The sequence below is a fragment of the Paenibacillus sp. FSL M8-0334 genome, from assembly GCF_038000405.1.
Taxonomy (GTDB): Bacteria; Bacillota; Bacilli; order Paenibacillales; family Paenibacillaceae; genus Paenibacillus_AQ; species Paenibacillus_AQ campinasensis.
This window is the reverse complement of the sequence record NZ_JBBOCH010000001.1, coordinates 1,410,167-1,436,023: the sequence shown is the minus strand read 5'-3', so window position 1 is coordinate 1,436,023 and position 25,857 is coordinate 1,410,167. Positions and strand designations below refer to the sequence as shown.

Here is a 25,857-nt window from a genome sequence, read left to right as displayed (position 1 = left end):
CTTTCCAGTCCGTTTTAAGCCGTGATACGTATTTATTGACTCCACCATTCATTAACGGGATAGTTGTCTCCTTGTAGCGATACAGATTCCCCCATACGGGGAACTGTAATTGTGATCGATTGTTTTTTAGCCGCAATCATTACACGATGGATTGGATCAAGCCACCCGTGGGGTGCTAATTGAAAGGCAGCCCAATGAATCGGAAGCATTAATTCACCTCTTAAGTCCATATGGGCTTGTACTGATTCTTCTGGATACATATGGAGGTCCGGCCAACGTTCGTCATATTGTCCACACTCCACAAGAGTAAGTTGAAAGGGTCCGTATTTTTCCCCGATTTGACGAAAGTGAGGGCCATACCCGCTGTCCCCGCTAAAAAACACGCTTCCCGATAACCCGATGATTGACCATGAACACCACAAGGTTCGATTTTTATGCAAGAAGCTTCGCCCCGACACGTGACGTGCAGGCGTGCAGACGATCTTCAACCCTTCCCACTCTAGTTCCTCCCACCAGTCCATCTGGGTGATATTTGAGCGAGGGACACCCCAGCGTTCAAGATGGCCCGCAACTCCCAGCGGGACAAAAAAATGACCAACCTTATCTTTTAAATGTTGTATTGAATAATAATCCAGGTGATCATAGTGATCATGGGAAAGAAATACTGCATCAATGGCAGGCATATTTTTAACATCAATCGGCAGGTTGTCGTTAAACCGTTTGCTTCCCAGCTTAGGAAAAGGGAATGGAGACCGTCCAAACATCGGGTCGAATAGTAAGCGTTCGCCGTCTAAATCAATGAGTACACTGGAATGACCGAACCAGATGGCCTGATTGAAATCAGACAATGGTTTCGTATTCTCGATATCCGTCATAACCAGCTCAATTGGCGCGGAAGGCCTGCCATCGGCAGGCTTTCCGCGAGCAAAATCCCAAAGCACAGATAGTTGGTTGAGCATAGACATTCTGGTTGAAGTAGGGATATCATTCACAAACTTGTTATTCTTATAATGAACAGATCCTTTTATGCGTAATTGCGTTTCTCTGTCCGGCCTTCTACCGAACGCCGGGATAAAGAGCATCAGGAGCATTGCCGCAATAAAGCTACTCACAACATAGTCTCCTCTCCTAATACGAAATACATGGCACCTTTTCTATACATATCGGATGATGATTTACCAAGGAACTATCCCACTCCGATCCATAAAAGTACCCGTAGGTCCATTGTCGTCAAGAGTTGCAAGCTTCACAATGACATCTGTACCCTCACTGACGGTTTGGAAGCCGCGATGTCCATTAAGGTCGGTTGCTGTCGGGCCGGGATCTGCGGCATTAATACGAAATTCGGGCAAAGCCTTGGCATATTGCACAGTCAGCATCGTGACTGCCGCTTTGGATGAAGAGTAAATCAAATCGTTTACTCGGGATTCAATCTTTTCAGGATTCGTTACACGAGCAAAGGAACCTAATCCACTGCTGACATTAACGATAACAGGCATCGTCGACTTGTGCAGCAGAGGAAGAAAGGCTTGTGTCACACGAACAATACCGAAGACATTGGTGTCATAAACGGTGCGGAAGTCATCTGCAGTCACATCATCAGCGCCTAGGAGTCCCCTTGTTATTCCCGCATTATTGATAAGGACATCCAAGTGTCCTTCATTTTGTTTAATTTCGGCAACTGCTTCATGTATAGATGCATGATCGGTCACATCAAGCCGTACAAACTTTGCGCCAAGCTTGTCAGCCGATTCTTTGCCGCGTTCTACACTGCGAGCACCAATATACACAATGTGACCATATGCGATCAATCGTCGCGCGGTTTCGAAGCCCAGACCTTTGTTTCCACCTGTAATTAATGTAACTGTCAATTCAACCAACTCCTCGTCTTTAATGTGATATACCTATCACATAATAACACAACGAATGTGATACGTCTATCACATTATTTGTTGTTGTGATATAATGATGAAAAAAGGGGATGTAAACATGCAGAGTGACAAGCGAAATTATCATCATGGAAACTTAAAGGAAACGCTAATTCGAACCTCCCTTGAAATGATTGCTGAACACGGCATTCAAGGTTTTTCCGTGGCCAAGGTCGCCAAAAAAGCAGGAGTTGCGATCAGCGCTCCCTATCGTCATTTTCCCAATCGAGAAAGTTTGCTTGCGGAAACCGGCATCGTTTTTCTTACGGAACTCACGTCGAGAATGCGGACTGCCGCAACCGAAGCAGGTAATGATCCAATTGAGCGTGTGGCTTCTGTAGCTGGCGCCTATGTCCAATATGCACTTGACCATAATGTCAGTTTTCAATTGTTTTCTGCAGCCAGAGAATCTCGGCTACCCGCATTCCATGAACAAAGTCGCGAGATGATCAATTTTCTTTTTACAATAACGCAGGAAGCCGCACCTGAAGCAACATGGAATGAATTGCTCGAGCTTATGGAAGCGCTGCTCGCTCTCGTTCAGGGATTCGCAGATATGTTTTATCAAGGTTATTTCTCTCAGTTGAATTTGACAAAGGATCAGATCTCCAAACGCTCAGCTGTTGCTGCCAAACTGCTTATCAGCGGGTGGAATCAATGCAGGAAGGACGGGGAGCAACCTTTATGATGAGATGGCTGATGCGATCCATGACCGAGCTCGGTTCGCGCAAATGGATTTCCCGTATAACGGGGAAGCTGGCTCAGTCTAGGATCAGTCGGGGGTTTATACCTTCATTCGCTCGAATATATGGAATCCAGATTCAGGAAGCGGAGAAGCCGATTGACGAATACCGCTCCCTGAACGATTTTTTTACGCGGCGGCTAAAGCCCGGAGCGCGCCTTATCGACAACGATCCCGCTGCGCTTGTCAGTCCCGTAGACGCACTGATTATGGGCGCGGGCCCGGTGAAATCAGGCATGATATTTAACATCAAGGGGCAGGACTACGCCATCGAAGAATTGCTGGGCTGTTCTCCCCGGGCAGCCCAATATACCGGGGGCTTCTATCTCGTTCTTTATTTGAGTCCGACTGACTATCACCGGATTCATATCCCTGTCGACGGCACGATCGTCGAGCGTGTGCACATCCAAGGCAAGGTTTACCCGGTGAACGAGTTTGGTCTTCGACACGCGAAGCGGGTGCTGAGCCGCAATGAGCGACTGACAACCTATATCCGCCATTCCGGCGGCGAGATCGCCGTCATCAAGGTAGGCGCTATGAACGTCAGCAGCATCAAATACGTGGAGCCGCTGAATAAGGATGTCGAGAAAGGCCAGGAACTGGCTTATTTCGAATTCGGCTCCACCGTGGTGCTTCTCACCGAGGATCACACATTTACTCTTCGCGGAGATTTGATTCCGGGCAAGAAGGTTCGCATGGGCGAGTCACTTGGCACGTTGAGACAACGGCGGGGAACGGTCTCGGATTAACGCTTGTAAAGCGCATCGTCGATTTGTGTGAAGGATCGATTGAGGTAGAAAGCGAGCTTCATCGAGGTTCAATTTTTACAGTCAGGCTGCCTTTGGGCTAAAGACACGGATTATCATTGGTAAAGGGGAAAACCATATGAAAATACTGCATATCACAACACAAGAGAAATGGAAAGAAGCAAAAGACAAAGGGCATTATGATTATGACAGTATAGCCAGTGAAGGGTTTATTCACTGTTCTTCACCGGAACAGGTATTAAAGGTGGCAAACAACTTATATCAAGGACAAGGCAATTTGCTGCTCCTTCTGATTGATGAAGATAAGGTGAACGCAAAAGTGATATGGGAAGATCTTTATAACTTGAATGAGCTTTATCCTCACATCTATGGAGTCCTCAATTTAGAGGCAGTAATAAATACGTATGATTTCAAGCCACTAGCGAATGGACTTTTTCAATTACCAGCAGCGTTAAAGGGAGAGTAAAGATAGAATAAGACTGGCAGACACAACGCACTCGATGTATGTGATAGAGGAGAGAACATATGTATAATTATCGTCTACTAGATATTCAATTTAAATTTAATGGTCAAGAACAAACATTGTGGCCTATCATTATTCATGATGAATCGGACGTAATTCTTGTTGATTGCGGGTATCCTGACTTTTTGCATTTTCTTGAAGAAGCTGTTACACAGAATAATATCACATTTGATACGATTACCAAATTGATTCTGACACATCATGATGTGGATCATGTCGGTTCGGCTGCAGCACTAATAAGAAAATACCCACACATTGAGATTAGTGCATTTGACGCGGAAATTCAGTACATTAACGGCACTAAAAAACCGTTGAGGTTAGTACAAGCAGAGTCAAGTCTTCACGAAATGACAGGAGAAGAAAAACGAAATGCTGAACATTTTATTCACTTTCTCCGGTCAGTCGAACCCGTTCATGTTGATCGAAAGTTACATACTAATGAATATTTACCTTGGTGTGGAGGCATTAAGGTTATACATACGCCAGGTCATACAGAAGGGCATATATCTTTGTATCTACCTGCTAACAAAACACTTATTGCTGGAGATGCCATCGTAATCGAAGATGGAAAACTGAATATTGCTAATCCCCAATATGCATGGGATCTAGATGAAGCAGTTAGATCTGTTCAACGATTGTTAACTTATGATATTGCGCGAATTGTTTGTTATCATGGGGGACTATTTCAAGGAGATGTGAAGAGCGCACTCCGTCAGCTCCTTAAGGAATATAGGTGAATGAAATTCAGGATAAGTAAGCATGATCGTTCGAAGGAAAGGTCGACACCAGCTAACAATGTGTTCACGGATCGGCGGACAAACCGCTTCGGTCCCGGAGGAAAAGTCGAAGAAATGATTGCCGGGAAACATCCATTCATCCCACACCGTGCGGCTGGTTGAGATCGTGCTAGATGCACGACTTGATTGTTGATTTGCAACTAAAGGAAAAACCGCCACATTAGGCGGTTTTTTCTGAACTAGTATCCCGTTAGATTGACCTCCTTACTCTCTTTCTTTATTCTTGTGCCAAGTATAATGAACACGGAATAGATTAAGATGGCAATCGAATCGATTAACGTATTCGTAAGTGCCGACACATCATAAAATGCGGTTACACCGAGAATGACCACTAGACGAATGAGCAGAAGTGACACGATCATCCACGCAGCAAACCGGATCTTAGATTTCTCGCTTTGAAATGACAGGATAATGAATACTATGCCGAAAACCAGATTCTCAGCGGTGATAATGTGCCAGACATACGTAAATGTTATCCGTGTATCCAAGGCGATATCCTTCACTAGGAGCGTTGGCAATACAGCGGAATGCCCGTTCCATGCGTGCGTAACAGCAAAAAGTATTGCAAGAATGCCGGCAATCAAACAGTAATAATTCTTAAATCTGATGTCCATCACAATCCTCCTTAGTTATTTCAGGCTCCTTCTTGTGAAGATCCCGGTAAATCTCCCGAGCGAACATTGCCAGCCGCTGGTCACTTTCAGGATTAAAGTCCCTTAGCGTTTTAACTGCTACGTCGAGCAACTGACTGACCTTTTCAAGATGTGTGATTTTCTTGCGTGTTTCTGCTTTCTTGGCATCAAGGAATTCAGCGACCTCCTGGAAATAAGCAGGATCAACACTCTGCATTCTGTGAAACTGAAACTTCCCCTTGATTTCTTCGAGAGAAAAGTCCGCATACTGCATGATTTGAATATTCATCAAATCGACGATGTCGTCCCTAGAATACCTGCGATAAGAATTGTGTCCCCGGGACGGCGATACGACTCCAATACGGTCATAATACCGGAGCGTATCCTTCGGAATACCAAGCATCCGTGAAACCTCAGTTATTGAATATTGTTTTTCCATACATTCACAATAACATTGGAGTTAACTCCAATGTCAACTAGAAGAATTATTGTCGTTATCGAATACCATTGACGCGGTCTTTCTTCTTGATCAGACCGGAAGATTAGGGGCATTTGCTGAAACCGAATTGGCAAGTAGACGAACACAATTCAGCAAATGTCGAAGGAAGTCAGGAGTCATTTGTGGTGTGGATGGCAAATATCCTATTGCTATATGATAATGATCTGATTATCATCATCCATAAGACAGGGCATTTACTGTCCAGCCTGACGAACGATTTGTTTGAAATCGGCGAAGTAGCCACCGCGGACTGGAAGATGTGTTTATCGCCTTCATGACATTGATCGGTTCATTTGCGGTCATGCTGTACATAACTTCATATTCATGTCTCTGGGAAATTATCAGCGCATGGTGATATGATTTCAGATTTGAAATTAATTGGCGTTTGAGGATAGGGGGTGGCAGATCAGAACGATCTGAGGCTGGGCCACGTCGTGTATGCGGGAGGGAGAAGGCTCTCCAGCATCAGGCCTATATTGACGTTATCCGCTGCTTGCGTGATGACATGAACAGAAATGACAAGGGAGAGAATCAAATGATCGCCGGGATGTTAATCGCTACATTGATTGTTGTACTGTCCTTTTTTTTAATGCCTTATAGTATCCCTGTCTTTTTCATTATTTTATTCGGACTGGTCTTTAGCACATATCTAAAAACCAGGCAAATGAGTGAGGATATCAAGCAAATCAAAGGCAAGCTGGGACTGCTGAGTGAAGAGGAAAGGACCGATCTAGGGATCCAAGCGTATCGAAGGTTACATCAGGATTCAGAATGGATGTCTAACACCAACCAAGAAATAGAAGAAGAGTTAGAGAAAGATAACGAAAATGGGCGCAGCAACCGAAATAAGAAATGAGTACATAACTGAAAGTGGTATAAATCGAACAAATTGACGTTTAAGGAGTGCTGCCTGTTGGAAACAAAGCTTCAAGGAAATCAACCGGGGACTGGAAGGTCAGGGGTATCAGGACTCGGGGGCTGGCTTATTCTAGTCCAGATCGGGCTCTATGCCACACTGATAATCGCATTATATGAATTGGTGGTGACTATGCCCGTATTCAGCCCTGAAACATGGAATATGATTACCTCCAAGGAATCCGAGTATTATCATTACTTGTGGGGGCCTGTTATCGTTTATGAAACAGCATATGGCATCATTCTCAGTGCCTTTTGCGTTTTTATTCTCATAGACTTTTATGCCAGAAAAGCGATCGTGCCCAAGCTCATGATCATTTTCTATGGAGGAAGCCTGTTATTGGGCATCTTTGACTATATTCTCGTCATGCAGATCCCATTAGCCAGAGAAATGGAAGATGGAAGTACTGTTCAAGCTTTAATCAGAGCGGGATTTACCAGCTTGATCTGGATTCCATATTTCCTGAAGTCAGTCCGAGTCAAAAATACATTTGTACGATAATTCAGGTAACAGTGGGTAAACCACCTGTTGTCAGATAAAAGCAATCCACATCTTTCCCATCATAGCCGGACCCGGCGGAGGCCTCCTCTTGCCGGGTTCGGTTTTTGATTTATGAAATCTAAAAATAGTCCACCTATCCAAAACAAGCGCCCTGTTGATCAGCGGGAATCGTATAATATAATGAAAGTCAAATGGGCCATTGGCTCTGGACAATCCTCGTCGTGGTTAGGCAGAAGTGAACAGGGGGTGGGCGAGTGAAAATAATAGTAGTCGATGATGAGCCAAGACATCTTCGGGGTATGGTTGGGCTGATTCGTGAATTACGACCGAATGCCCAGGTTATGGCCGCGAAGGACGGGATCGCTGCGCTGGAGCAGATCCGGGCAGATTGCCCGGATGCGGTGCTGACGGATATCCGGATGCCCCGCATGGACGGTTTAGCATTCCTGGAGCAGCTGAAAGAAGAGGGCATTTCAACCAAAGTCATTATGGTATCCGCTTACAATCTGTTCGAATATGCGCAGACGGCGGTTCGCCATGGCGCTTACGATTATTTACTGAAGCCGGTCGGGATCGAGAACGTCAAGCATTTGCTAGACCGGATTGAGCTTCAATTGAACAGTGAATCGCATCAGCGCAAGGTAAAGGAAGAGATGAAGCACCAGCTCGTGCGCGCCTCTTCCGCATACCGAAGCCGCCTGTACCTGTCCTGGCTGAACGGGAGTCTGACTCCCTCCGAGCAAGCAGAGATGGATAAGGAGGCGTGGCTGCAGGGCGGGGGGCTCATTATTTATTCCGAACTGAACAACGAAGGGAAGGATGTAGAGACAACAAGCGGGTTGGCCTTCGCCCAATGTCTGGAGCAAAGCTGGTCCCGGCTTGGGGAAGCGATGACGGTTCTCCACAACGGGATTCAGGACCGCCGGATGCATGCGATAACGGTCGTAAGTACGGCTCCGGTTACACGGGAGGCGAAGCAACAGATATGCCAGCTAGCCGATTCCCTTTCCAGGGAAATGTCGGCGGCGGGCCGGCTTGTACACGGGATTGGCCCATATTGCGAGCAGCTGGCTATCGGGGCCCCGCAGGCATATCGGGCAGCTCAAAAGGCCAACGAGCAAAACTTCTTCGAACGCTGGGAGGGGGTGTTTTTTTATGATGAACTCCGCTCTTCCCATCGCCCTGTACCGATCGACACGGATAAGCTCGTTCAGGCGCTGCTGAGCCAAGAGATCCAGATTGTGGTGGATCAATGTAAAAGCGCTTTCGAGCAGCTGGCCGATGATGGATACGCCGCACCGGCGCTAATGAAGGAGCAAGCCTTGCTGCTGCTGATGAGCATGAAAAGCACCCTCCGCGAGCTGGGTGAGCGGCAGGTGAGCGGCCAGCTTGCGCAAGGGGCAGCCGTGCTCGTGCAGGAGTGCGATTCGTATGCGAAGCTGCTTGAGCTGCTCGAAGCGAGCCTCCAGGAAGCGCATAGCACGCTTGCGCAGACCCAGCAGGACAAACACGAAATTGTTGTGGCCAACTGCTTGCGATGGATAGAAGACAACATGAAGGAGGAGCTGACGCTTGAGCGGGCGGCTGCGCATTTTTTCTTTAATCCGTCGTATTTCAGCACCTTCATTAAAAATAAGACGGGACGCACCTTCTCCGAGCATGTCACGGCCGTCCGGATGAGGCGCGCCAAGGAGCTGCTTGCTGACCACCGTCTTCGAATCTACGATATCTCCGCGGAGTGCGGCTACCAGGATACGAAATACTTCTGCCGAGTATTCAAGAAATATTACGGCATATCGCCAGAAGCGTATAAGCATACATCTCTACCGGAAAGGAACAGCAAGCGATGACAACGTTTCGCTCTCGAATTTTGGCAAGTTATATTTTCCTGGTTGCTATTCCGCTAGTTGTGCTGGGGCTCTTGTATTACCGAACAAGTCTGCAGGTTGTTACGGAGCAAGCGCAGCGGAATGTGTATGAGATCGTGAAGAAGAACAATGCGATTATGGACATGAAGCTCGGCATGATCGAGCAGAACAGCATGGCGCTGTTCGTGGATAAGGATTTATTTCAAATATTCAATCAATTGGACCCGAAGAACCAAGCGGATATTTTCGAAGCGGATCGTCAGGTCTCGTCAGTCCTTAGAAAATATTTCTCTTTAAATGAGGATGTCTATGCTTACCAGCTCTGGACATCCTATTTCAATTTTGGACAAAGGCTGCCGCAAGGCGACCCTACGCAGTCGGACATATACCGCAAGGCGCAGGAGGCCGGCGGCAAAATTGTGTGGTATCCCACCTATGATTTCGTGGACATGTTCAATCAGCCTTATCTGCAGGATGGCCGGCTGGAGTTTCGTCATTTATTCTCGGCGACGCGGCTGCTGGATTTCTCCCATCTGAATGATACCACGCTTGAGAAAATGGATGCGGATGTGGAGCGCCCGGTGCTTACGATCAGCTTCAAGTCGGATGCGCTGAACGCCTTGTATGAAGAGAGCTTTCCTGATAGCTCAAGCTATCTGGTTGTAGACGAGCATTATCGAGTGGTAGCCGGCAGCAATCCGGATCTGGTAACGACGGTGTACAGACAGGATTGGCTGGAGGAGCTGCAGCTGGAGAACAGCGGAACGCTGCGGATCAATCTGAACGGAGAGGCCGTTATTGTCTGTTTTGACCGTTCTGCCGTCACTGGCTGGTTGTCGGTCGTGTGGATACCGGAGTCGGCGCTGGTCAGCAGCCTCGTGCCTGTAATCCAGACGTCAAGCCTGCTGATTGCGGTCATCATGGGCATTATGGCCATGGTGTTTGCTTATTTTATCGCGGATCGAATCACGAAACCGATGAAGAAGCTGCTGAGCGCCATGCGATCGGTAGGGGAGGGTGACTTTCAGACCCAGATTACGATGCGCACGAATGATGAGTTCGGCATATTGCTGCAGCGCTTCAATCGCATGAATGAACAAATCCGCTATCTTGTCACGGAGAATTATGAAATCAAGCTGAAGGAGCAGGAGGCGGAAATTCAGGCGCTTACGATGCAGATCAATCCCCACTTCCTCTACAACACCTTGAACGTGATGAACTGGATGGCCATCGAGAGCAGGCAAGATGAGCTGAGCCGAATGCTTGCTTGTCTATCCAACATGCTGCACTACACGTCGCGCAAGCACTGGGGAGCCGTGTCGCTGTCGGAGGAAACCGAATGGATGAGCAACTATTTTTACATTATGGCTGTTCGTTTTGAAGACCGTTTCACCGTCAGATATGAGATCGACCCGCGGTTATACGATTATAAAGTGCCTCGCCTGCTGTTTCAGCCCTTTGTTGAAAATGCTATACTGCACGGCTTTGACCAGACCGAAACTGGCGGGCTGATCAGCATTCGCGGCTGGATCGAAGGGGATTTACGGTATTACGAGATTGCCGACAATGGCCGGGGAATGAGTCCTGAGACAGTCAACGCGATTATGTATAGCGAATCTTCCTCCGTGGGGATCAAAAATACGATTGATCGTATCCGGCTCATGTATGGCGAGGAGTACGGGATTACGATCCGTTCCATGCCCGGCAAGGGGACGAGCGTCCTGATCAAGCTGCCGCTGCATTCCTAATATTAGTCCACCATTCCAAAGAGTTTCGGGTTATGTAAGCGCTACCCACCATCTATAATCAAACTATATCATAGACTGCAGCTATGAACTAAAAAGAAGCAATCGAGAGGGGTTCGGCAAAATGAAAAGGTCCAACAAATCGATCGTGGTTCTCTTCGCTATGATGCTTATGCTTGTCAGCGTATTGTCAGCCTGCGTGAGATCCGATTCAGGCAGCAGCCAGTCTTCTTCGAATTCGGACGGAAGCGGTTCCAAAGATAAGATTACGCTGCGCATGACCGTATGGGGTGCACCGGAAGAAGTGGACGCATACAAGTTCGGAATCCAGCGTTTTGAAGAGAAACATCCGCATATAAAGGTCGAATTGCAGCACATCGCCGCTGACTATGACACCAAGCTGACGACGATGGTTGCTGGTAACGACGTTCCTGATATCGCCATGATGGAATCAGGCAGTATTGCCTATCCGCTTGCTGAGCAGGGCAAGTTTCTGAATCTGCAACAGTTCCTGGATAATGATCCGGATATCAACGTGGACAGCTTCGTCCCGAACATTACGTATTCGCTTGAACCGGGCAACGTGATCGGTATCGGGCCAGGGCCGGAGTCCTTCGTTCTGTTCTATAACGAGGACATCTTCAAGGAAGCGGGCGTTGCCCCTCCGCCAACCAAGGTATCGGAAGCCTGGACATGGGATGAATTTGTAGAAGTGGCCAAGAAGCTGACGATTGATACGAAAGGCCGGACAGCTAATGATCCGGACTTCGATCCGAAGAATATCAAGCAATATGGCGTAAGTGTCTCCACCTGGTGGGGCGTATACAGCAACTTTATTTACTCCAACGGCGGGGACTTTGTGTCTGAGGACGGCACGCGCTTCACGCTGAACGAACCCGCTGCAGTAGATGCGCTTCAGAAAATGTCGGATCTGATGAACGTGCATCATGTCGCGCCGTCGCCGGTGCAAGCCAAGAACATTCCGGCTACGAACGTAGCGCTGCAAACGAAGAAGGTTGCAATGGTCATTGACGGCCAATGGGCAAGCGCAGGGCTGGCACAGTCCAAATTCAACTTTAACGTCGGGGTGATGCCTGTTCTGGAAGAACCGGTGACCACGGTTGTATGTGCGATGTTCTCGATATTCGAGTCCACCGAGCATCCGCAAGAGGCGTGGGAGCTGATGAAAGCGCTGATCGATCCGGAAGCCTCGCTAGAGATGATTACGAGCGGCACCTGGATGCCGTCTTATAAAGATTGGTACACTGAGCCGGAACTGTTGGCCAGATGGACAGAGAATCTGGATGCGCGGCCATCGGGGTATAAAGATGCTGTCGTTGACGTGATTTTGACCCATGGCCATCAGACGCCTACCGGCTACGTGAAGAACTTCAACAAGATTATGGATATCGTGAACCCTGCCTTGGATAAAGTATGGCTTGGACAGCAAACGGCGCAGGAAGCGATGGATTCTATCGCCGCCAAAGCGCAGGAGCAAGTGCAGGGACGCCGGGACGTCAAGTAAGGCAAGTAAGGCAAGCAGCCAAGAGACTTAGGGAGTTACGATTAGGGGGGGACGGCATTCTGTTCACAGACCGTCCTCTTCTCATTCGGGATAGGAGGCATAGATGCGCAAGGGACTCTGGTACGGATTGCTGTTCACGGCACCGGCCATACTCGGTTTTCTGATATTCACCTTGGGGCCGATGGTTGCCAGCCTAGTGCTCAGTTTAACGGACTACAATGTATTTAAAGATCAAACTTCGTTTGTCGGCTTTGCCAACTATGCAAAGCTGTTCTCCGGAGAAGATGATCTGTTCTATAAATCTTTAGGAGTTACGTTCTATTTTGTGCTTCTGCGTGTGCCGGCGGTCATCATCATTTCGTTCGCCGTCGCGCTATTGCTCAACATGAACGTGAAGGGAAGAGCGGTCTTCCGTACGATTATATACCTTCCGAGCATTGTGCCGGCCGTCGCGTCAGCGATGATCTGGATGTGGCTCATGAACCCGGATCTGGGGCTGCTGAATTCGATGCTGGAGTGGCTGAATCTGCCAACGAGCAACTGGCTGTACTCGGAGGGCAGCGTTATTCCTTCGGTCGTATTGACAACGCTGTGGGGGATCGGAAGCACGGTTATTATTTTTCTGGCGGGTCTTGCCGGCATTCCTCAGTCGTACTATGAAGCGATTGAAGTGGACGGCGGAGGTTGGTTCAGCAAGCTGCGCCAAATTACGATACCGATGATTACGCCAACGCTGTTCTTTAATGCGATCATGACGTTGATCAACTCATTCCAGGTCTTTAATGAGGCTTATATTTTAACCCAGGGAGGGCCTAATAACCAAAGCTTGTTCTATGTATTCTATCTGTGGAGAACCGGGTTCAGGGACACCGAGATGGGGTATGCATCCGCTCTGGCGTGGGTATTGTTCGTGATTATTATGATATTTACTTATATCGTCTTTAAAACCTCCAAGTCTTGGGTGTATTATGAAGGAGGGGAGCGCCCGTGAGACAATCGAAGCTAGCGCTTGCCGGAGGGTACGCGGCTCTTATCGTCATTTCGGCTATGTTTATTATTCCTTTTGTATGGCTGGTGCGCAGCTCGCTGATGGATTTATCGCAGATCTTTACGATGCCGCCCGAATGGATTCCGAAGCCATTTCAGTGGGGGAATTTTCACAGAGCTCTGACCGCGCTGCCTTTTGACGTCTTTTTCACCAATACGATGATCATCGTCGTAAGCGTTCTCGTGGGGACGGTCATCACGAGCAGCATTGCCGCCTTCGGATTTTCGCGGATTTCCTGGAAGGGGCGGGACACGGTGTTCGCCATTTTGATGACGAGCATGATGCTGCCATTTGCTGTGACGATGATTCCAAGCTTTCTCGGATGGCAAATGCTCGGTTTCTACGATACGTTCTATCCGCTGATAGTGCCCGCCTATTTTGGCGGCGGCATCTTTAATATTTTCCTGCTGCGGCAGTTCTATTTAACGATTCCGAGAGATTTCGACGAGGCGGCTTTTGTGGACGGTGCTTCCTATTTCCAGATTTACAGCAAAATTATTTTTCCTCTTAGCCGGTCGGCGCTGATTGTCGTTGCACTGTTCAGCTTCCTGGGTTCCTGGAATGATTTCATGGGACCGCTCATTTATTTGAAGAGCGACAGGCTGTTCACGCTGGCCCTGGGCCTGCAGATGTTCCAGGGCACGTATACGGCCCAGTGGGATCTTCTGATGGCTGCTTCGGCGATGGTGGTGATTCCTTGCGTGATCGTATTTCTGGTCGGGCAGCGCTACTTCCTGGAAGGCATTACGTTGACCGGGCTGAAGGGATAAGAAAGGAAGGGGACGTGTAGTTGAATATTAAGAACCCGATCATACCTGGCTGGTATGCAGATCCTGAGGCCCGGACGTATGAGGGGAAGCATTGGATTTATGCGACCCGCTCATACACGGAATACACGCAGCAGATGAATCTGGATGCGTTCAGCTCAGATGATCTTATTCACTGGGAGAAGCATGAAGGCATTATCGATATGGCGGATTTTCCGTGGATATGGCGGGCTGTATGGGCTCCGACCCACATCGAGCATAACGGTAAATATTATCTCGTCTTTGCGTCGAACGACATTCAGTCCGATGATGAAATCGGCGGGCTGGAGATCGCGGTGGCGGACCGTCCGGAAGGGCCGTACAAAGGCTATCTGGGCAAACCGCTGGTGGATAGATTCATTCACAAGGCGCAGCCGATCGACGCGCATTTGTTCAAGGACGAGGACGGAACGATCTTTCTGTACTACGGAGGGTGGGGGCACTGCAATGTCGCCCGCATGAACGAGGATATGACGGGATTTGTTCCGCTTACGGAGGACAGCGATGAGGTGTTCCGGTCGATCACGCCGGAAGGGTATGTCGAAGGCCCTTGTATGATTAAGAAGGACGATTTGTATTACTTAATGTGGTCGATGGGCGGATGGACGAACGGAACATATCGTGTAGCCTATGGCGTAAGTGACAATCCCCTCGGCCCATTCGAGAATAAAGGCACGATTCTGGAAAGACAGGAGCCGCTTGCCGATGGCCCTGGCCACCACGGTTATTTGCATTTGCCGGATACCGACGAATGGCTGATCGTCTACCATCGCCGGATCATCGGCGACACCGAGCCGGGTCACCGCCAGCTCTGCATCGACCGGATGCAGATTGGTGGCGGCAAGATTGAGAAAGTGGTTATGACTTGAAGATTGCGCATAAGCCGCCCGTTAAGGGCGGTTTTTTTTTGTTAACCGTGTAGAATTGATACATGTTCGGATGGCGTTCTTTCGAGTGTTTCATAGGCGGGTGTATATTTATGGTAAAAATGAGCAGGTAACCCAACTCGTGAAGATGTCTTATTACATAAGATGCCTATTATAAGGCCTAATGACCGGCAAATAAGGACAATATCAGAGAAAGGAGGACTGCATGCCGTGCTAAATATTGAAAAAACAGCGAGTAGCAATCCCAATAATCCCTGTACCTTTACCGTAACGCTGTCGGCTGAGGGCAGCTCGATCCTGACCGGAATACCTCTTTATCTCGTGTTTGTCGTCGATGCTACCTCTTCCATGGGGACACAGGATATTAACAACAACACGGCCACTCGTTTTCAGGTGACGGCACAAGCGATACAAGGATTTCTGGATATCATATTCTCGGAGGAGTATGCGGCCATTGAGAAAAATATCGCGCTCGTCACCTTCGGCAACGGAGCCCGTGTGCATGTCACCCAAGCCGATGGCCAAGGCCAATTCAGCGGCTTGGTCAACCCCGCTCCTTCGACGCTGCCGGCCGGCGGCGGTGCGCCCGTCGAGGATTATTATATCGGCGCCAATGCATACAGCCCTTCACAAGCAGCAACCGCACTCGCCAATTTCCAGAGCGTGGCGGATAAAACGGAATTTTTCTATCAGGATGAGAATGATATTCTTTCCATGGTCAACAACATCAGCCGCTACAGCAATACCAATGCACAATCGGGGCTGCTGCTCGCAAACGAGCTGCTGGAGGGTGTTCCGGAGCATGCCCATAAGCTGATCATCTTCATCACGGATGGGGAAAGCGCGGCATCTTCTACTTTCTATGCTTATTACAATGAAGCGAATATCCCGGCTCACATCCATGCCGCTTCGCTTGTTCAGGAAGGGGCGCTTTTGTACGCTGTGTATAACGGGATTCAGGCGCTTGTGACGAGTGAAGACCTGGTTCGGGAGGGGATCGACCCGGACAATTATGATCCTGCCACATTTACACCGCTGCAAATCGTCAGACTGAAATTGCGTGCCTTGAGCAGAAGTGTGGAATTTTTCGAGGCGACTGCAGGCCAGTTAACGGTCAATCCTTTTGCCGGGGAATGGCATAACTTTGACGGAAGAAATGCGGACAATATCACACGTGTGCCTGCCGTTCCCAATATGCTGGATGATGTGACGCTGAATGGGTATTACTGGTCCAACGGGCGGATCGGGTTCGCTGCGAATTATTATTACTACGAGCAGAGCCCCTTTTTCGCCAAGGTCAACGGAATATGGCAGTATTCCCAGTCGGCCTCGGGGGTGCCGCTTGAGCCTGTATATACGGATCCATTTTTTCCGCAGAGCATTGTGGGCCAGTCGCTGGATACCGTGACGTATGATAACTCTGAGACCGAACTTATGATTTTTGCTACGGATCAAAAAATTCCTCAGACCCGCCAGATCGATTATTACGAGTTAACCAGCCGCAACGTGTACGCAAGCAATGCTGCGAAGCGCTTCATGATTGCTGCGGCGGATGCCGCACGTGCGAATGGCATTGTGATCAATACGATTGGGATCGGCGGGGCAGTCCGGCTGCCCGAATATTTGGACCAAACGGCTTCCTCTGGCCAGGCTTACATCGTTCCGCGTGATATTAGCAACGCGCAGGTTGCGTTGCGCGATGAAATGGTGGCGTCCGCCAGACAAATATACACCATTACTGAAAATGTAGTCATCACCGATCGTGTTCCTCGTCGTTCATCACCATACACGATTCAAAATGACGGGACTTTCGAGCTGGATCTAACCTCGTTCCGGGTCGCTTATGTCCAAACGCCCGCCAGTCCGGTCATCTATCAGCCTGTCGATATTAACAGCAGCGATGTTGTATCCGTATCATTTCAACCCAACAGCTATGACATTCTTTTGTCGTGGGGGACCTGTGGTCAGCGGAAGCAGCGGCAGCGGGGGAAGGCAGATACTACAGAAGCATCCTGCAATTTCAACTCGCGGCAAACCAGGGTGTCATTTCGAATAATAGGATAGGGATTCCAGATATGAGGACGAATCTGAATGCGGCTGCCATCTGGACGGAGACAGGACTGGTCATGAGTCAATCCTTTCCGCCGGCATCTGTGTATATCCCCGAAACATGCAGCATATTTCCGCCCGTTCCCCCAGCCCCGCCTGTTCCCCCAGGACCGCCGGGCGCTCCGCCAGTGACTCCTCCCGGCCCGCCTGGACCCGCGGGACCGCCGGAATCTCCCGAAATTCCAGGTCCGGGTGAAGCACGATCACCCGAAACCGGAGTTCCGGCTAGCCCGCCAGCACATTCGGAGCTACAGAGGCGCCTGCGGCGGAGAAGGAAACGTAAGCGGTACCGGGTCCGGCGCAAGCGCAGTATATGCAAAGCCAGACGCAAGCTGAAGATGAAGCGGGGCAAACGTAAAGTGAATCCGTGCCAAGCCAGGCGCAAGTACAAAATCGATCGCCAAGCGATAGACGGTGGTGAATAGAGGAGCGGTTGACCTGAATCCGGCTCAACCCGCCCCGCCCTGGATCTCAAGCAGCCCCAACCTTGATCAGGTGGGGCTGTTCCAACTTACGAAACGGCAAGGAATAAGCAGCAATATAGGCCGCGGTCACTCCCGAAGTGAAGACGTGTTATTTTACACTTTTCATCCATCGCGGTTCGTTATACTCTTATAAGAGAAGACAACAGGAACCGGAGATAAATCTATCCAATTCATAGTTGTCCCAATTTATTGCGCGTTAGGGTGCATCACAGCTTGCGGCTGGGTCCCTTTGGCTGGGCCCCTTTACCTTTACAGGAGACCGGGTTGATATGAGCAAAGGAGATGGATATGGGCCACTTTGAATTGAAAATTGTGCATCAGCATTTCCTGACTCAAGAACTTGAGGAGCCCTGCTCCCACGGTCCGATTTACTTAAAGGTGAATGATGTGATGATCTCAAGCGAGGACGACGGTGACTGGGTCATTAATGAAGCCGCCCTTGCTCTAATGCGGACGGTAAGGTACGGATTCCCCAATCCTCTAGCGGCCCCGCCGAGGTACTATCCGGAAGGAATCAAAGAGGAAACATTGATTAATTGCTGCGGTGCGTACATGCTCTTCTGCTCTTCGTACATCAAGTGGAATGTGACGCTGAACGGGGATGAAGTGACGTTGAGCCACTTTGTTAAAAATGATCATGTGGATTACAGAGATCTTGCCGTTACACTGCCACTCGCTGAATATGCCACCATCGTGTATGCGTTTGCCGAGCAGGCATCTGATTTTTATATCGGCAAGGATGTGGACGCGGGCGGCATGGAGCTGTTTGAAGGACAGTATGGACAATTTTGGCAGGAATTTGAAGAGCATATGAAGTATATTAAGGAGAAGTACATATTATAGACGGATGCAGGGAAGGGGAGCTATGAGGGATAAACAAGATAAAAAGCTGACGCTCATACTCTCAAGCTTTCTTTTTCTCGTGTTTCTGATCAGCAATGTGATTCGCTATTTTGAGATCGGGAGCTTGAGCATGGTTACGGTCGTTTGTAATGTGGCAGCGCTCGTGCTGGTAGTGGTTAGCTCTAGGGTGTACAGACGAGCGAAGGGGCGGCGGATGGAGCGATGAAGGTTTTTGTAAGGAAGCAGTGGGCGAGTTCCGGAAAACGAACATAAGATCCAGACGAATGTTTGAAAAAATAGGCTTCAGGGAAATCGGCAGCGGCGCCTGTGAACATGACGTGGGAGAGGCGCCTAAACTTATTCGTTATCAGTATCGGTATACCTAAGGAGGTACAGTTCGATGAAACTTGCAGAAGCTTTAGTGTTGCGTGTGGATTGTCAGCGGAAAATTTCGCAGCTGAGAGAGCGGCTTTCACGTGTTGTCAAAGTCCAAGAAGGGGATGAGCCTGCCGAGAAGCCTGAATTGCTGCTTCAAGAGCTGAATGAGACGATAAATCAATTAACGGTATTAATTATGTCCATCAACAAAACAAATTCGCTCACCCCATTTGATGAAAACAGAACCATTGCAGACGTCTTAGCGGAACGGGACAGTGTGATGCAAAAGCGAAAGATCCTCGATGAATTACTGGAGCATGCGTCCATCCGCCAGGATCGATACAGCCGCTCTGAGGTAAGGTACCAGGCCACCGTAGACATTCCAAAAATCCAAAGCGAGATTGATCGTTTATCGAAGGAATACCGGGAGCTGGATTTTAAAATCCAGGAAAAGAACTGGACCGTTAATCTGGTTGAATAGTTAAGCTGGTAAACAATTTATAGAGGTGAACACAACCCTACCAATAGGGAAAATTGGACCTCCGAATCGTTGGACGCAGGGCCATGTCTGACACTATTAAAGTTAGCCCGGTACTGTAACAAGATTGCGATTCAGCATGTAAGTACAGTGTATTCTTAAATGTAACTACCGTGTGTTGGCTATAAATTGTTGAGGGTGGGCAAGGGGTTTAGCTTAACTCAACGCAGAACAAGGAGGCTGTCCAGAAAGTCAGTGAAACCTGACTACTGGCAGCCTCTTTTTTTGTAAAACGCTAAAAATATGCGCAAAAAAACCGTCTTTTCCTGTAAAATGAAAGTTACCACACAACCATTTCAGAAAGGGACGGTTTTTATGCGTAATCAAATGACTACTACTAAACATTATAACATGCAACTCACATTTCCTCTAGAAAATATAGAAGGAAACATAGATTCTAAACGAAAGCTCACACCTGCTTTTAAAGCTTATGATAACAAGCAGATGCATATGATCTTGGATCTAGAATCACTAATCCCTTCCCACCATGTCGCTCGTATCATTGATGAAATGATTGAATCTATTCCTGACGAGCTGTTGTTTGCTCATTATGTTGGCGGTGGCCGTAGTTCCTACCATCCTAAAATGATGCTCAAAGTGATTCTTTATGGCTACTCTCAAAAAGTCTATTCCTGCCGTGGCATTGAAAAACTATTACAAGAAAACCTACCGGCGATGTGGCTAGCTGCGATGCAACAGCCGGACTTCCGCACCCTGAATGACTTCCGTGGTGTGCGAATGAAGAGCCTTATGGATGAGCTCTTTCAAACGATGATTAAAAAGCTCATCAACGACAATTTTATTACCATGGAGAACTACTTCTTGGATGGCACAAAGATTGAAGCTAATGCCAACAAGTATTCTTTTGTGTGGAAAAAATCTACGTTACGCTTTGAAGAGAAACTCAAAGAAAAGGTGCAGGCAACCCTTGCGCATATTCATACGCTCACGCAGCAAGAAGCTAGTGAAATGGTAGCTACCGATCCAGATGAGCTTCCTGTACAGCTTGAAGAAACAGCTGTTATTCTAGAAGAACAAGTAGAGCGCTTAACTGAACAGATCGCTCAAACCAATGACAGTGAAGCGAGAAAAGCCTTACGAAAAGAGCGTAGTGCCTGGAAACAGCCTCTGAAAAAGATTCGTCAAGACTTTCTTCCACGTCTGGCCAAGTATGATCAGCAGAAAGCTTGCTTTGGTGATCGCAATAGCTACTCCAAGACCGATCCAGACGCTACGTTTATGCGAATGAAAGAAGATCACATGAAAAATGGTCAACTTAAACCAGGTTACAATGTACAGATGGCAACGGAAAACCAATTTATTTTGTTTTATAGTCTTCACCAACGACCAACGGACACACGCTGCTTCATTCCGCATATGGAGCAACTTGCTGCGTCTTCTTTACCCATGCCTAAAACCGTGATTGCTGACGCTGGTTATGGTAGTGAGGAAAACTATTTGTACGCGTTAGGCGAAGAAAAAGAGACGCGATTTGATTTTCTTATTCCATATGGCAGCTATATGCACGAACAAACCAGACGCTACAAAAAGAACATGAAGCATGCAAGCAATTGGACGTATGAAGAGTTAGACGATCGCTTTATTTGCCCGAATGGTCGATACGTTTCGTTTAAGAAGTACCAGACGAAGAAGACACGCTCCGGCCTAGAGCAAAGCTTTAAGATTTACGAATGTGAGGATTGTAGCGATTGCCCATTAAAGGCAGCATGTACGAAAGCAAAGGGAAATCGTCAAGTACACTGGAACACGGTATGGGAAGAATTAAAGGCAAAGGCAAAAACAGCCCTTGAGGATGACGAGAAATCCGCGATCTATGCTCGACGTAAAGTCGAGGTTGAGAGTGTATTCGGTCACATCAAGGGCAATCGGTCGTTCCGCAGATTTTCCTTGCGGGGTCTAGAAAAAGTTCATACAGAGTTTGGGATTGTGGCCTTGGCCCACAATCTACTGAAAGTAGCAGGCATTCGCCTCGCTACATTCTTTCAAACGCAGGGACGTAAAAAGGTTGGACGGAGAAATGGTTCTCTTCTCGTCCAACCTTTTTACTTTAGGGACTTATTGGACAGCCCCTTTTTTGCTGATGGCAGCACCGCTGCGGGTAAGGGCACTTAGTGTCCAACCATAGATATACGCCGGGGACTGCAAGGTTGTTATGAATCCACATATAATGGAGTTAAAGAAGACTTTGGTTGTAGTGGTGGACGTGCTTTTTCATGGAATGGAGGTGCAATATCATGATGACAAGCCTTGTTTCTCAAGTCGGAGAAGTGATGTCAGTCAGTCGAAGTGCAACACATACTTTTAGCAAAGAGGTAGTAACGACGATCCACTTACTTGCTGGTCTGGGAGTGGAAGGTGATGCCCACATGGGAGGGACTGTGAAGCATCGTTCACGAGTGGCGCAAAACCCGGATCAACCGAACCTGCGGCAAGTGCACTTAATTCATTCGGAGTTATTCGACGAAGTAGGGAGGGCTGGTTTTCACGTTGAGCCCGGGCAAATGGGTGAGAACATAACGACCCGCGGGATTCATTTGCTTGATTTGCCAACAGGGTCAAAGCTGTATATTGGCGAATCCGCGGTTATTGAAATCACAGGACTGCGCAATCCTTGTGCTCAGATCGACAACTTTCAGCCAGGACTGTTGAGTGCCGTTTTAGATAAAGACGCGGATGGGAAGCTTGTTCGAAAGGCTGGCGTCATGGCTATCGTGCTAGTTGGGGGAGAAATACGAGCAGGGGATCCCATCCGAGTTGAGCTCCCGCCTGAACCATTTCGGCCGCTAGAACGAGTGTAAGATAGGCATCCAAGTGAGGGGCAAAAAAACGTGCTGCTATGAAGCAAGTTCAGCCTGTGTTCACTCCCTTTGGCGGCCATGTATGTCAACTGAAAAATGAATTCTGTCAAAATGATATAGAGGCTGTCCGCTAAGGGACAGCCTCTATGATTTACTGCATGCAGACATGACCGCGAAGTCAGTATTCCTCGCCGATCATTAATACCGCTCGAGGATCAGTTGGGTCTTCAAGTCGTCGCCAGGCAGCAGCCAGCCGTTAGACTCGAGCAGCTCCAGCAACTCGGCACGAAGACGGGTTGCTACATTGCGATCAGCAGTTTTAAAGGAAACCTCGATGAAATCCTCGGTACCTGTACCGCTGCTGTTGCGAATCGGCCATACTTCGAGAGTCATCTTCACCCCTTGCCATTGCCCCTCGTAACGGTCGAATACCACCGGTCCATAAGAGCGGGACTGAGACAGCATTTGCTTGCCCCAGTTTGGAGCAGACCATTTATTGAGCTTGCCAGGCAGCTTGTCCAACAGATGGGAGAGCATCACTTGTTCGGATGGCAGCTGAGGACCCGCCATATTGACGCTGACTTTCTTCTCGTTGGAGAAGCTGAGAGTTTGCCGGCTGTAGCCCCAGTCGATTTCAGCCTCGTAATTGTCATCGGAGGAATCAAAGCCCTCTTTGTTCGCCAAAGTCAGCGCAGCATCAATGTCTCCGTTGATGATCGGATACCGCTTTTTGAAAGTCAATTCGTAGTTGTTCTTATCTGCTTTCTTGCGGAAACGAACATTCCAGCCTTGTTCATTCAGGGCAAGATCATCGGTATCGAAATAGGCAACACCAATTGCCAGTGGCGTTGAAGAGACGCCCAGCTGTTGAATGACTTCCGGGCGAACCTGCCGGTCCGGGGTTAATACCGCTTCTGGTCTTGCGCTGAATTTCACCTCATACGAAGGCACCGCATTCGGTGCGGCTGATACAGACTCGAGTCCTGTACCTGCGAGCACGCTTCCCCATGCCGTGACACCAACGATCGCTGCCAGCGTCATGCGTTTCCATGTTTTCATCATTATCCACCACTCCTTTGAATTATTGAATACATGTTCACTGTAAAGGTGAAGTACAAGACCGCTGTTAAAAGGAAGGGGGAAATGCATCAAATTTCCATAGAATTTTTGAATGGCATACTCCAATTATTGTTAATCTCGGACTTGGCAGGAATGGTGCCCAAGATGCTGCCGGAAGTCCGGGGAGCTCGGGGAGTCCGGGAAGTTCGGGAACTTCAGGAAGCTCAGAGCGTATGGGCATCTCCCCGTAGACTTGTCCCCTCTCGCTACAGCATTCCCTGCTCTGCCTGCGCTCCTGCCTCTCTCAACACCTCGCGGAAACGGCTCATCTGTACGGAAGGCAGCCGATCCGCATTATACACGCTGTAGATATGCCGGAACGCCTGATGCCCCGGGATCGGCAGGATATGCATCCAGCCTTGTTCTTCTTCCCGCCGCACGGCCATCCTTGACATGAAGGAAATATGGTGGCCTAACAGCACCAGCTGCTTAATGGCCTCCAGGGAATCGAGCTCAACCGTGCTGCGCAGCCGAACGCCGTGGCGCTCCACCCATTGATCTGTCAGCTGCCGGGTGCTTGATTCCGTTCCATGAAGTGCGAACGGGGTGCGGGCAATCTGATCAGGTTCCAGCGCTTCCGCTTTGGCTAATGGATGATCGGCCGCACAGACGAGCACCAGATCATCGGAACATAGCGATTCGGCCAGCAGGCTCTGACCCGTAAAGGGTTCCGACGAGATAATGCCCAGATCAATCTGATGGCGGATCAGCATATCGCGGATTACGGGCGAGGGCTTGACGGACAAGGAGATGCGAATGCCGGGGAACTCCTGGGAAAAAGCGTTCAGGATACGCGGAAGCAAGTAGGTCGCCGGCACATAGCTGGCCCCGATGTTCAGCGTGCCGCGGTACAGGCTGTCATATTCCCGGACGACACGCTTGGATTCTTTGGCAAGGGCGTTCATTTTGACAGCATAATGCAGCAAAGCTTGTCCCGCCTCGGTCAGAAAGGTTTTGCCATTACGGGATTCGAACAGCTTCACCTGCATTTCCTCCTCGAGCGATTTCATATGAAATGTCACCGTCGGCTGCTTAATCCCTAGAATGTCCGCAACACTGGTCATATTATGATGGCGGTCGATCAGCTCCACAATCTTCAGTTTCATCAGATTCATCTTTCCACTCTCCCCATGTTCTAGATATGTAGTTGAGCAAGCCGAATTGGACAGGAGTACCAGGTATTCATTTTGTTCAACTTAAATAGATGTCTCACTATAGATTTACTCTATGAATATCAACAGAATTCAAACAAAAAGTTAATTCCGCGTTTACATAAGTCTAATACAATACTTGAACGGAACCGTTACACTGAAATCAGCTTAAAAAGAACAGGCAGGGGATCAAAATGGAGATCGAAATCAAAGGGATCCATAAATCGTTTGCAGGCACGCCTGCGCTGCTGCCGACAGATCTGAAACTGCGGCAGGGCGAATTCACAACCTTGCTGGGGCCTTCCGGCTGCGGCAAGACCACCCTCCTGCGCATGATTGCAGGGCTGGAGCAGCCCGATGGCGGAGAGATTTATTCCGCCGGCAAGTGCATTTACTCCGCGAGCAAGCGAACGGATGTGCCTGCACATAAGCGGCAATTCGGGATGGTGTTCCAGGATTTTGCACTGTGGCCGCATATGACCGTCTTCGAGAATGTCGCCTTCGGCCTGAAAGCCGCAAAGCAGCACAGCGGCCTCAAGGAGAAAGTGACCGAAGCGCTGGCCATGGTCCGGCTGCAGGGAATGGAAGACCGCTATCCCCATCAGCTGTCCGGCGGACAGCAGCAGCGGGTCGCATTTGCCAGAGCGGTCGCAATTCGCCCGGCGCTGGTGCTGTTTGATGAACCGCTCAGCGCGCTTGATGCGGTGCTGCGGGAGGAAATGCGGGTGGAGATGATGTCGCTGGTGAAGGACATGGGCTTAACGGCGCTGTATGTTACCCATGATCAGATCGAGGCGATGTCCATGTCCGATGAAATCGTCGTGATGCGCAAGGGGGAAGTGCTGCAGCGAGGGACTCCGGAATCGATATATAAAGCGCCGAGTCATCCTTTTGTCGCTTCGTTCATCGGCAAGTCGAACTGGCTGGAGCCGGAGCGGGCGATGGTTCGTCCGGAGCAGGTGAAGTGGAGCCGAACCTCAGATGATGACAGAAGTTATGCGGCAACCGTACGTCATGTCAGTTATGTTGGTGAGCGGTATGAGATCCGGCTTCAGGTGGACGGGCTGGATGAATGGACGGTTTACTCGTCGAAGCGAGCAACCGTTCAGGAGCGTGTGGAGCTGTATGTTTCCCCGGAATCCATATGCTGGATGCAGGGAGCAGATATTTCTTCAGCAGTGCAACAACAACCAAACCTGGAGCCTTTAGCTTTAGGTTAACTAATAAAGGG

27 protein-coding genes are annotated in these 25,857 nt (G+C 48.9%); 21 read left to right on the top strand and 6 right to left on the bottom strand.

Annotated elements, in window-relative coordinates:
• Positions 1 to 32: 32 nt before the first annotated feature.
• Complete coding sequence (locus MKX64_RS06220; protein WP_341035523.1) at positions 33 to 1,112, bottom strand: MBL fold metallo-hydrolase; 1,080 nt, start codon at positions 1,110 to 1,112, stop codon at positions 33 to 35.
• Positions 1,113 to 1,175: 63 nt separating this feature from the next.
• Positions 1,176 to 1,871 (bottom strand): SDR family oxidoreductase, encoded by a 696-nt coding sequence (locus tag MKX64_RS06215; RefSeq protein ID WP_095267448.1) that lies wholly within the window; start codon positions 1,869 to 1,871, stop codon positions 1,176 to 1,178.
• Positions 1,872 to 1,989: 118 nt separating this feature from the next.
• On the opposite strand from MKX64_RS06215, the gene MKX64_RS06210 reads away from it, so the two are divergent.
• The 5 genes from MKX64_RS06210 to MKX64_RS06190 are packed head-to-tail and all read left to right on the top strand — an operon-like array spanning position 1,990 to position 4,697.
• A complete protein-coding gene (locus MKX64_RS06210; RefSeq protein WP_095267447.1) occupies positions 1,990 to 2,616 on the top strand; it encodes a TetR/AcrR family transcriptional regulator in 627 nt (208 codons plus the stop codon).
• Positions 2,613 to 3,419 carry an archaetidylserine decarboxylase gene (asd, locus tag MKX64_RS06205; protein ID WP_176475586.1) on the top strand — a complete coding sequence of 269 codons (807 nt, stop codon included), beginning with the start codon at positions 2,613 to 2,615 and terminating at the stop codon, positions 3,417 to 3,419. Before MKX64_RS06210 ends, asd begins: the two co-directional genes overlap by 4 nt.
• A 23-nt stretch (positions 3,420 to 3,442) precedes the next feature.
• The gene (locus MKX64_RS24285) at positions 3,443 to 3,520 is read left to right on the top strand and encodes a hypothetical protein (protein ID WP_413773624.1); all 78 of its coding nucleotides are present in this window, start codon (positions 3,443 to 3,445) and stop codon (positions 3,518 to 3,520) included.
• 35 nt (positions 3,521 to 3,555) lie between these two features.
• Positions 3,556 to 3,903, top strand: coding sequence for a DUF952 domain-containing protein (locus tag MKX64_RS06195; RefSeq protein ID WP_341035522.1), 348 nt, complete (start codon positions 3,556 to 3,558; stop codon positions 3,901 to 3,903).
• A 59-nt stretch (positions 3,904 to 3,962) separates the two neighbouring features.
• The gene (locus MKX64_RS06190; protein WP_341035521.1) at positions 3,963 to 4,697 is read left to right on the top strand and encodes an MBL fold metallo-hydrolase; all 735 of its coding nucleotides are present in this window, start codon (positions 3,963 to 3,965) and stop codon (positions 4,695 to 4,697) included.
• Between the two features lie 239 nt (positions 4,698 to 4,936).
• Here MKX64_RS06190 and MKX64_RS06185 read toward each other — a convergent pair whose 3' ends face one another.
• Both MKX64_RS06185 and MKX64_RS06180 read right to left on the bottom strand, forming a co-directional pair.
• A complete protein-coding gene (locus MKX64_RS06185; RefSeq protein ID WP_341035520.1) occupies positions 4,937 to 5,371 on the bottom strand; it encodes a hypothetical protein in 435 nt (144 codons plus the stop codon).
• Positions 5,355 to 5,828 carry a MerR family transcriptional regulator gene (locus tag MKX64_RS06180; protein WP_341035519.1) on the bottom strand — a complete coding sequence of 158 codons (474 nt, stop codon included), beginning with the start codon at positions 5,826 to 5,828 and terminating at the stop codon, positions 5,355 to 5,357. The genes MKX64_RS06185 and MKX64_RS06180 overlap by 17 nt, the downstream gene beginning before the upstream one ends.
• Before the next feature lie 595 nt (positions 5,829 to 6,423).
• Here MKX64_RS06180 and MKX64_RS06175 point away from each other — a divergent pair.
• The 15 genes from MKX64_RS06175 to MKX64_RS06105 all read left to right on the top strand — a co-directional run bounded on the left by MKX64_RS06175 (position 6,424) and on the right by MKX64_RS06105 (position 22,356).
• Complete coding sequence (locus tag MKX64_RS06175; RefSeq protein WP_095267443.1) at positions 6,424 to 6,744, top strand: hypothetical protein; 321 nt, start codon at positions 6,424 to 6,426, stop codon at positions 6,742 to 6,744.
• A 57-nt stretch (positions 6,745 to 6,801) separates the two neighbouring features.
• On the top strand, positions 6,802 to 7,305 hold the full coding sequence (locus MKX64_RS06170; RefSeq protein WP_341035518.1) for a DUF2569 domain-containing protein: 504 nt from the start codon (positions 6,802 to 6,804) through the stop codon (positions 7,303 to 7,305).
• Between the two features lie 254 nt (positions 7,306 to 7,559).
• Positions 7,560 to 9,155 (top strand): response regulator transcription factor, encoded by a 1,596-nt coding sequence (locus MKX64_RS06165; RefSeq protein WP_095267441.1) that lies wholly within the window; start codon positions 7,560 to 7,562, stop codon positions 9,153 to 9,155.
• Positions 9,152 to 10,921, top strand: coding sequence for a cache domain-containing sensor histidine kinase (locus tag MKX64_RS06160; protein WP_155618386.1), 1,770 nt, complete (start codon positions 9,152 to 9,154; stop codon positions 10,919 to 10,921). The genes MKX64_RS06165 and MKX64_RS06160 overlap by 4 nt, the downstream gene beginning before the upstream one ends.
• Before the next feature lie 121 nt (positions 10,922 to 11,042).
• Positions 11,043 to 12,443 carry an ABC transporter substrate-binding protein gene (locus MKX64_RS06155; RefSeq protein ID WP_095267439.1) on the top strand — a complete coding sequence of 467 codons (1,401 nt, stop codon included), beginning with the start codon at positions 11,043 to 11,045 and terminating at the stop codon, positions 12,441 to 12,443.
• A gap of 103 nt (positions 12,444 to 12,546) precedes the next feature.
• Positions 12,547 to 13,434, top strand: coding sequence for a carbohydrate ABC transporter permease (locus MKX64_RS06150; protein ID WP_095267438.1), 888 nt, complete (start codon positions 12,547 to 12,549; stop codon positions 13,432 to 13,434).
• A gap of 56 nt (positions 13,435 to 13,490) precedes the next feature.
• Positions 13,491 to 14,261, top strand: a complete 771-nt coding sequence (locus tag MKX64_RS06145; RefSeq protein WP_095267478.1) for a carbohydrate ABC transporter permease — start codon at positions 13,491 to 13,493, stop codon at positions 14,259 to 14,261.
• Positions 14,262 to 14,281: 20 nt separating this feature from the next.
• Positions 14,282 to 15,166, top strand: a complete 885-nt coding sequence (locus tag MKX64_RS06140; protein WP_341035516.1) for a glycoside hydrolase family 43 protein — start codon at positions 14,282 to 14,284, stop codon at positions 15,164 to 15,166.
• A gap of 228 nt (positions 15,167 to 15,394) precedes the next feature.
• The gene (locus tag MKX64_RS06135) at positions 15,395 to 17,248 is read left to right on the top strand and encodes a VWA domain-containing protein (protein WP_196426441.1); all 1,854 of its coding nucleotides are present in this window, start codon (positions 15,395 to 15,397) and stop codon (positions 17,246 to 17,248) included.
• Positions 17,249 to 17,259: 11 nt separating this feature from the next.
• Complete coding sequence (locus tag MKX64_RS06130) at positions 17,260 to 17,718, top strand: hypothetical protein (protein WP_341035514.1); 459 nt, start codon at positions 17,260 to 17,262, stop codon at positions 17,716 to 17,718.
• A gap of 348 nt (positions 17,719 to 18,066) precedes the next feature.
• Positions 18,067 to 18,621, top strand: a complete 555-nt coding sequence (locus MKX64_RS06125) for a hypothetical protein (RefSeq protein ID WP_095267434.1) — start codon at positions 18,067 to 18,069, stop codon at positions 18,619 to 18,621.
• Positions 18,622 to 18,643: 22 nt separating this feature from the next.
• Entirely contained in the window at positions 18,644 to 18,847 is a 204-nt protein-coding gene (locus tag MKX64_RS06120) for a hypothetical protein (RefSeq protein WP_141235856.1), read from the top strand.
• A 174-nt stretch (positions 18,848 to 19,021) separates the two neighbouring features.
• Entirely contained in the window at positions 19,022 to 19,480 is a 459-nt protein-coding gene (locus tag MKX64_RS06115) for a DIP1984 family protein (protein WP_095398615.1), read from the top strand.
• A 372-nt stretch (positions 19,481 to 19,852) separates the two neighbouring features.
• Positions 19,853 to 21,670, top strand: coding sequence for an IS1182 family transposase (locus MKX64_RS06110; RefSeq protein ID WP_341035513.1), 1,818 nt, complete (start codon positions 19,853 to 19,855; stop codon positions 21,668 to 21,670).
• 122 nt (positions 21,671 to 21,792) lie between these two features.
• A complete protein-coding gene (locus tag MKX64_RS06105) occupies positions 21,793 to 22,356 on the top strand; it encodes an MOSC domain-containing protein (RefSeq protein WP_095267431.1) in 564 nt (187 codons plus the stop codon).
• Between the two features lie 198 nt (positions 22,357 to 22,554).
• Here the strand turns inward: MKX64_RS06105 and MKX64_RS06100 are convergent, their stop codons facing one another.
• Together MKX64_RS06100 and MKX64_RS06095 are read right to left on the bottom strand one after the other, a co-directional pair.
• Entirely contained in the window at positions 22,555 to 23,415 is an 861-nt protein-coding gene (locus MKX64_RS06100; protein WP_095267435.1) for a hypothetical protein, read from the bottom strand.
• Between the two features lie 266 nt (positions 23,416 to 23,681).
• Positions 23,682 to 24,590: a LysR family transcriptional regulator gene (locus MKX64_RS06095; protein WP_095267131.1), complete on the bottom strand. Its 909-nt coding sequence runs from the start codon at positions 24,588 to 24,590 to the stop codon at positions 23,682 to 23,684.
• A gap of 230 nt (positions 24,591 to 24,820) precedes the next feature.
• On the opposite strand from MKX64_RS06095, the gene MKX64_RS06090 reads away from it, so the two are divergent.
• Positions 24,821 to 25,846, top strand: coding sequence for an ABC transporter ATP-binding protein (locus MKX64_RS06090; RefSeq protein WP_095267133.1), 1,026 nt, complete (start codon positions 24,821 to 24,823; stop codon positions 25,844 to 25,846).
• Positions 25,847 to 25,857 lie beyond the last annotated feature (11 nt).

Excerpts from the sequence above, each read along its gene's own strand:
- MKX64_RS06125 (WP_095267434.1), top strand. The coding sequence starts at position 18,067 with ATGGGCCACTTTGAATTGAAAATTGTGCATCAGCATTTCCTGACTCAA.
- MKX64_RS06175 (WP_095267443.1), top strand. The coding sequence starts at position 6,424 with ATGATCGCCGGGATGTTAATCGCTACATTGATTGTTGTACTGTCCTTT.
- MKX64_RS06095 (WP_095267131.1), bottom strand. The coding sequence starts at position 24,590 with ATGAATCTGATGAAACTGAAGATTGTGGAGCTGATCGACCGCCATCAT.
- MKX64_RS06130 (WP_341035514.1), top strand. The coding sequence starts at position 17,260 with ATGAGGACGAATCTGAATGCGGCTGCCATCTGGACGGAGACAGGACTG.
- MKX64_RS06185 (WP_341035520.1), bottom strand. The coding sequence starts at position 5,371 with ATGGACATCAGATTTAAGAATTATTACTGTTTGATTGCCGGCATTCTT.
- MKX64_RS06160 (WP_155618386.1), top strand. The coding sequence starts at position 9,152 with ATGACAACGTTTCGCTCTCGAATTTTGGCAAGTTATATTTTCCTGGTT.
- MKX64_RS06090 (WP_095267133.1), top strand. The coding sequence starts at position 24,821 with ATGGAGATCGAAATCAAAGGGATCCATAAATCGTTTGCAGGCACGCCT.
- MKX64_RS06190 (WP_341035521.1), top strand. The coding sequence starts at position 3,963 with ATGTATAATTATCGTCTACTAGATATTCAATTTAAATTTAATGGTCAA.
- MKX64_RS06145 (WP_095267478.1), top strand. The coding sequence starts at position 13,491 with ATGTTTATTATTCCTTTTGTATGGCTGGTGCGCAGCTCGCTGATGGAT.
- MKX64_RS06110 (WP_341035513.1), top strand. The coding sequence starts at position 19,853 with ATGCGTAATCAAATGACTACTACTAAACATTATAACATGCAACTCACA.
- MKX64_RS06120 (WP_141235856.1), top strand. The coding sequence starts at position 18,644 with ATGAGGGATAAACAAGATAAAAAGCTGACGCTCATACTCTCAAGCTTT.
- MKX64_RS06210 (WP_095267447.1), top strand. The coding sequence starts at position 1,990 with ATGCAGAGTGACAAGCGAAATTATCATCATGGAAACTTAAAGGAAACG.
- MKX64_RS06105 (WP_095267431.1), top strand. The coding sequence starts at position 21,793 with ATGATGACAAGCCTTGTTTCTCAAGTCGGAGAAGTGATGTCAGTCAGT.
- MKX64_RS06155 (WP_095267439.1), top strand. The coding sequence starts at position 11,043 with ATGAAAAGGTCCAACAAATCGATCGTGGTTCTCTTCGCTATGATGCTT.
- MKX64_RS06100 (WP_095267435.1), bottom strand. The coding sequence starts at position 23,415 with ATGAAAACATGGAAACGCATGACGCTGGCAGCGATCGTTGGTGTCACG.
- MKX64_RS06195 (WP_341035522.1), top strand. The coding sequence starts at position 3,556 with ATGAAAATACTGCATATCACAACACAAGAGAAATGGAAAGAAGCAAAA.
- MKX64_RS06115 (WP_095398615.1), top strand. The coding sequence starts at position 19,022 with ATGAAACTTGCAGAAGCTTTAGTGTTGCGTGTGGATTGTCAGCGGAAA.
- MKX64_RS06150 (WP_095267438.1), top strand. The coding sequence starts at position 12,547 with ATGCGCAAGGGACTCTGGTACGGATTGCTGTTCACGGCACCGGCCATA.
- MKX64_RS06180 (WP_341035519.1), bottom strand. The coding sequence starts at position 5,828 with ATGGAAAAACAATATTCAATAACTGAGGTTTCACGGATGCTTGGTATT.
- asd (WP_176475586.1), top strand. The coding sequence starts at position 2,613 with ATGATGAGATGGCTGATGCGATCCATGACCGAGCTCGGTTCGCGCAAA.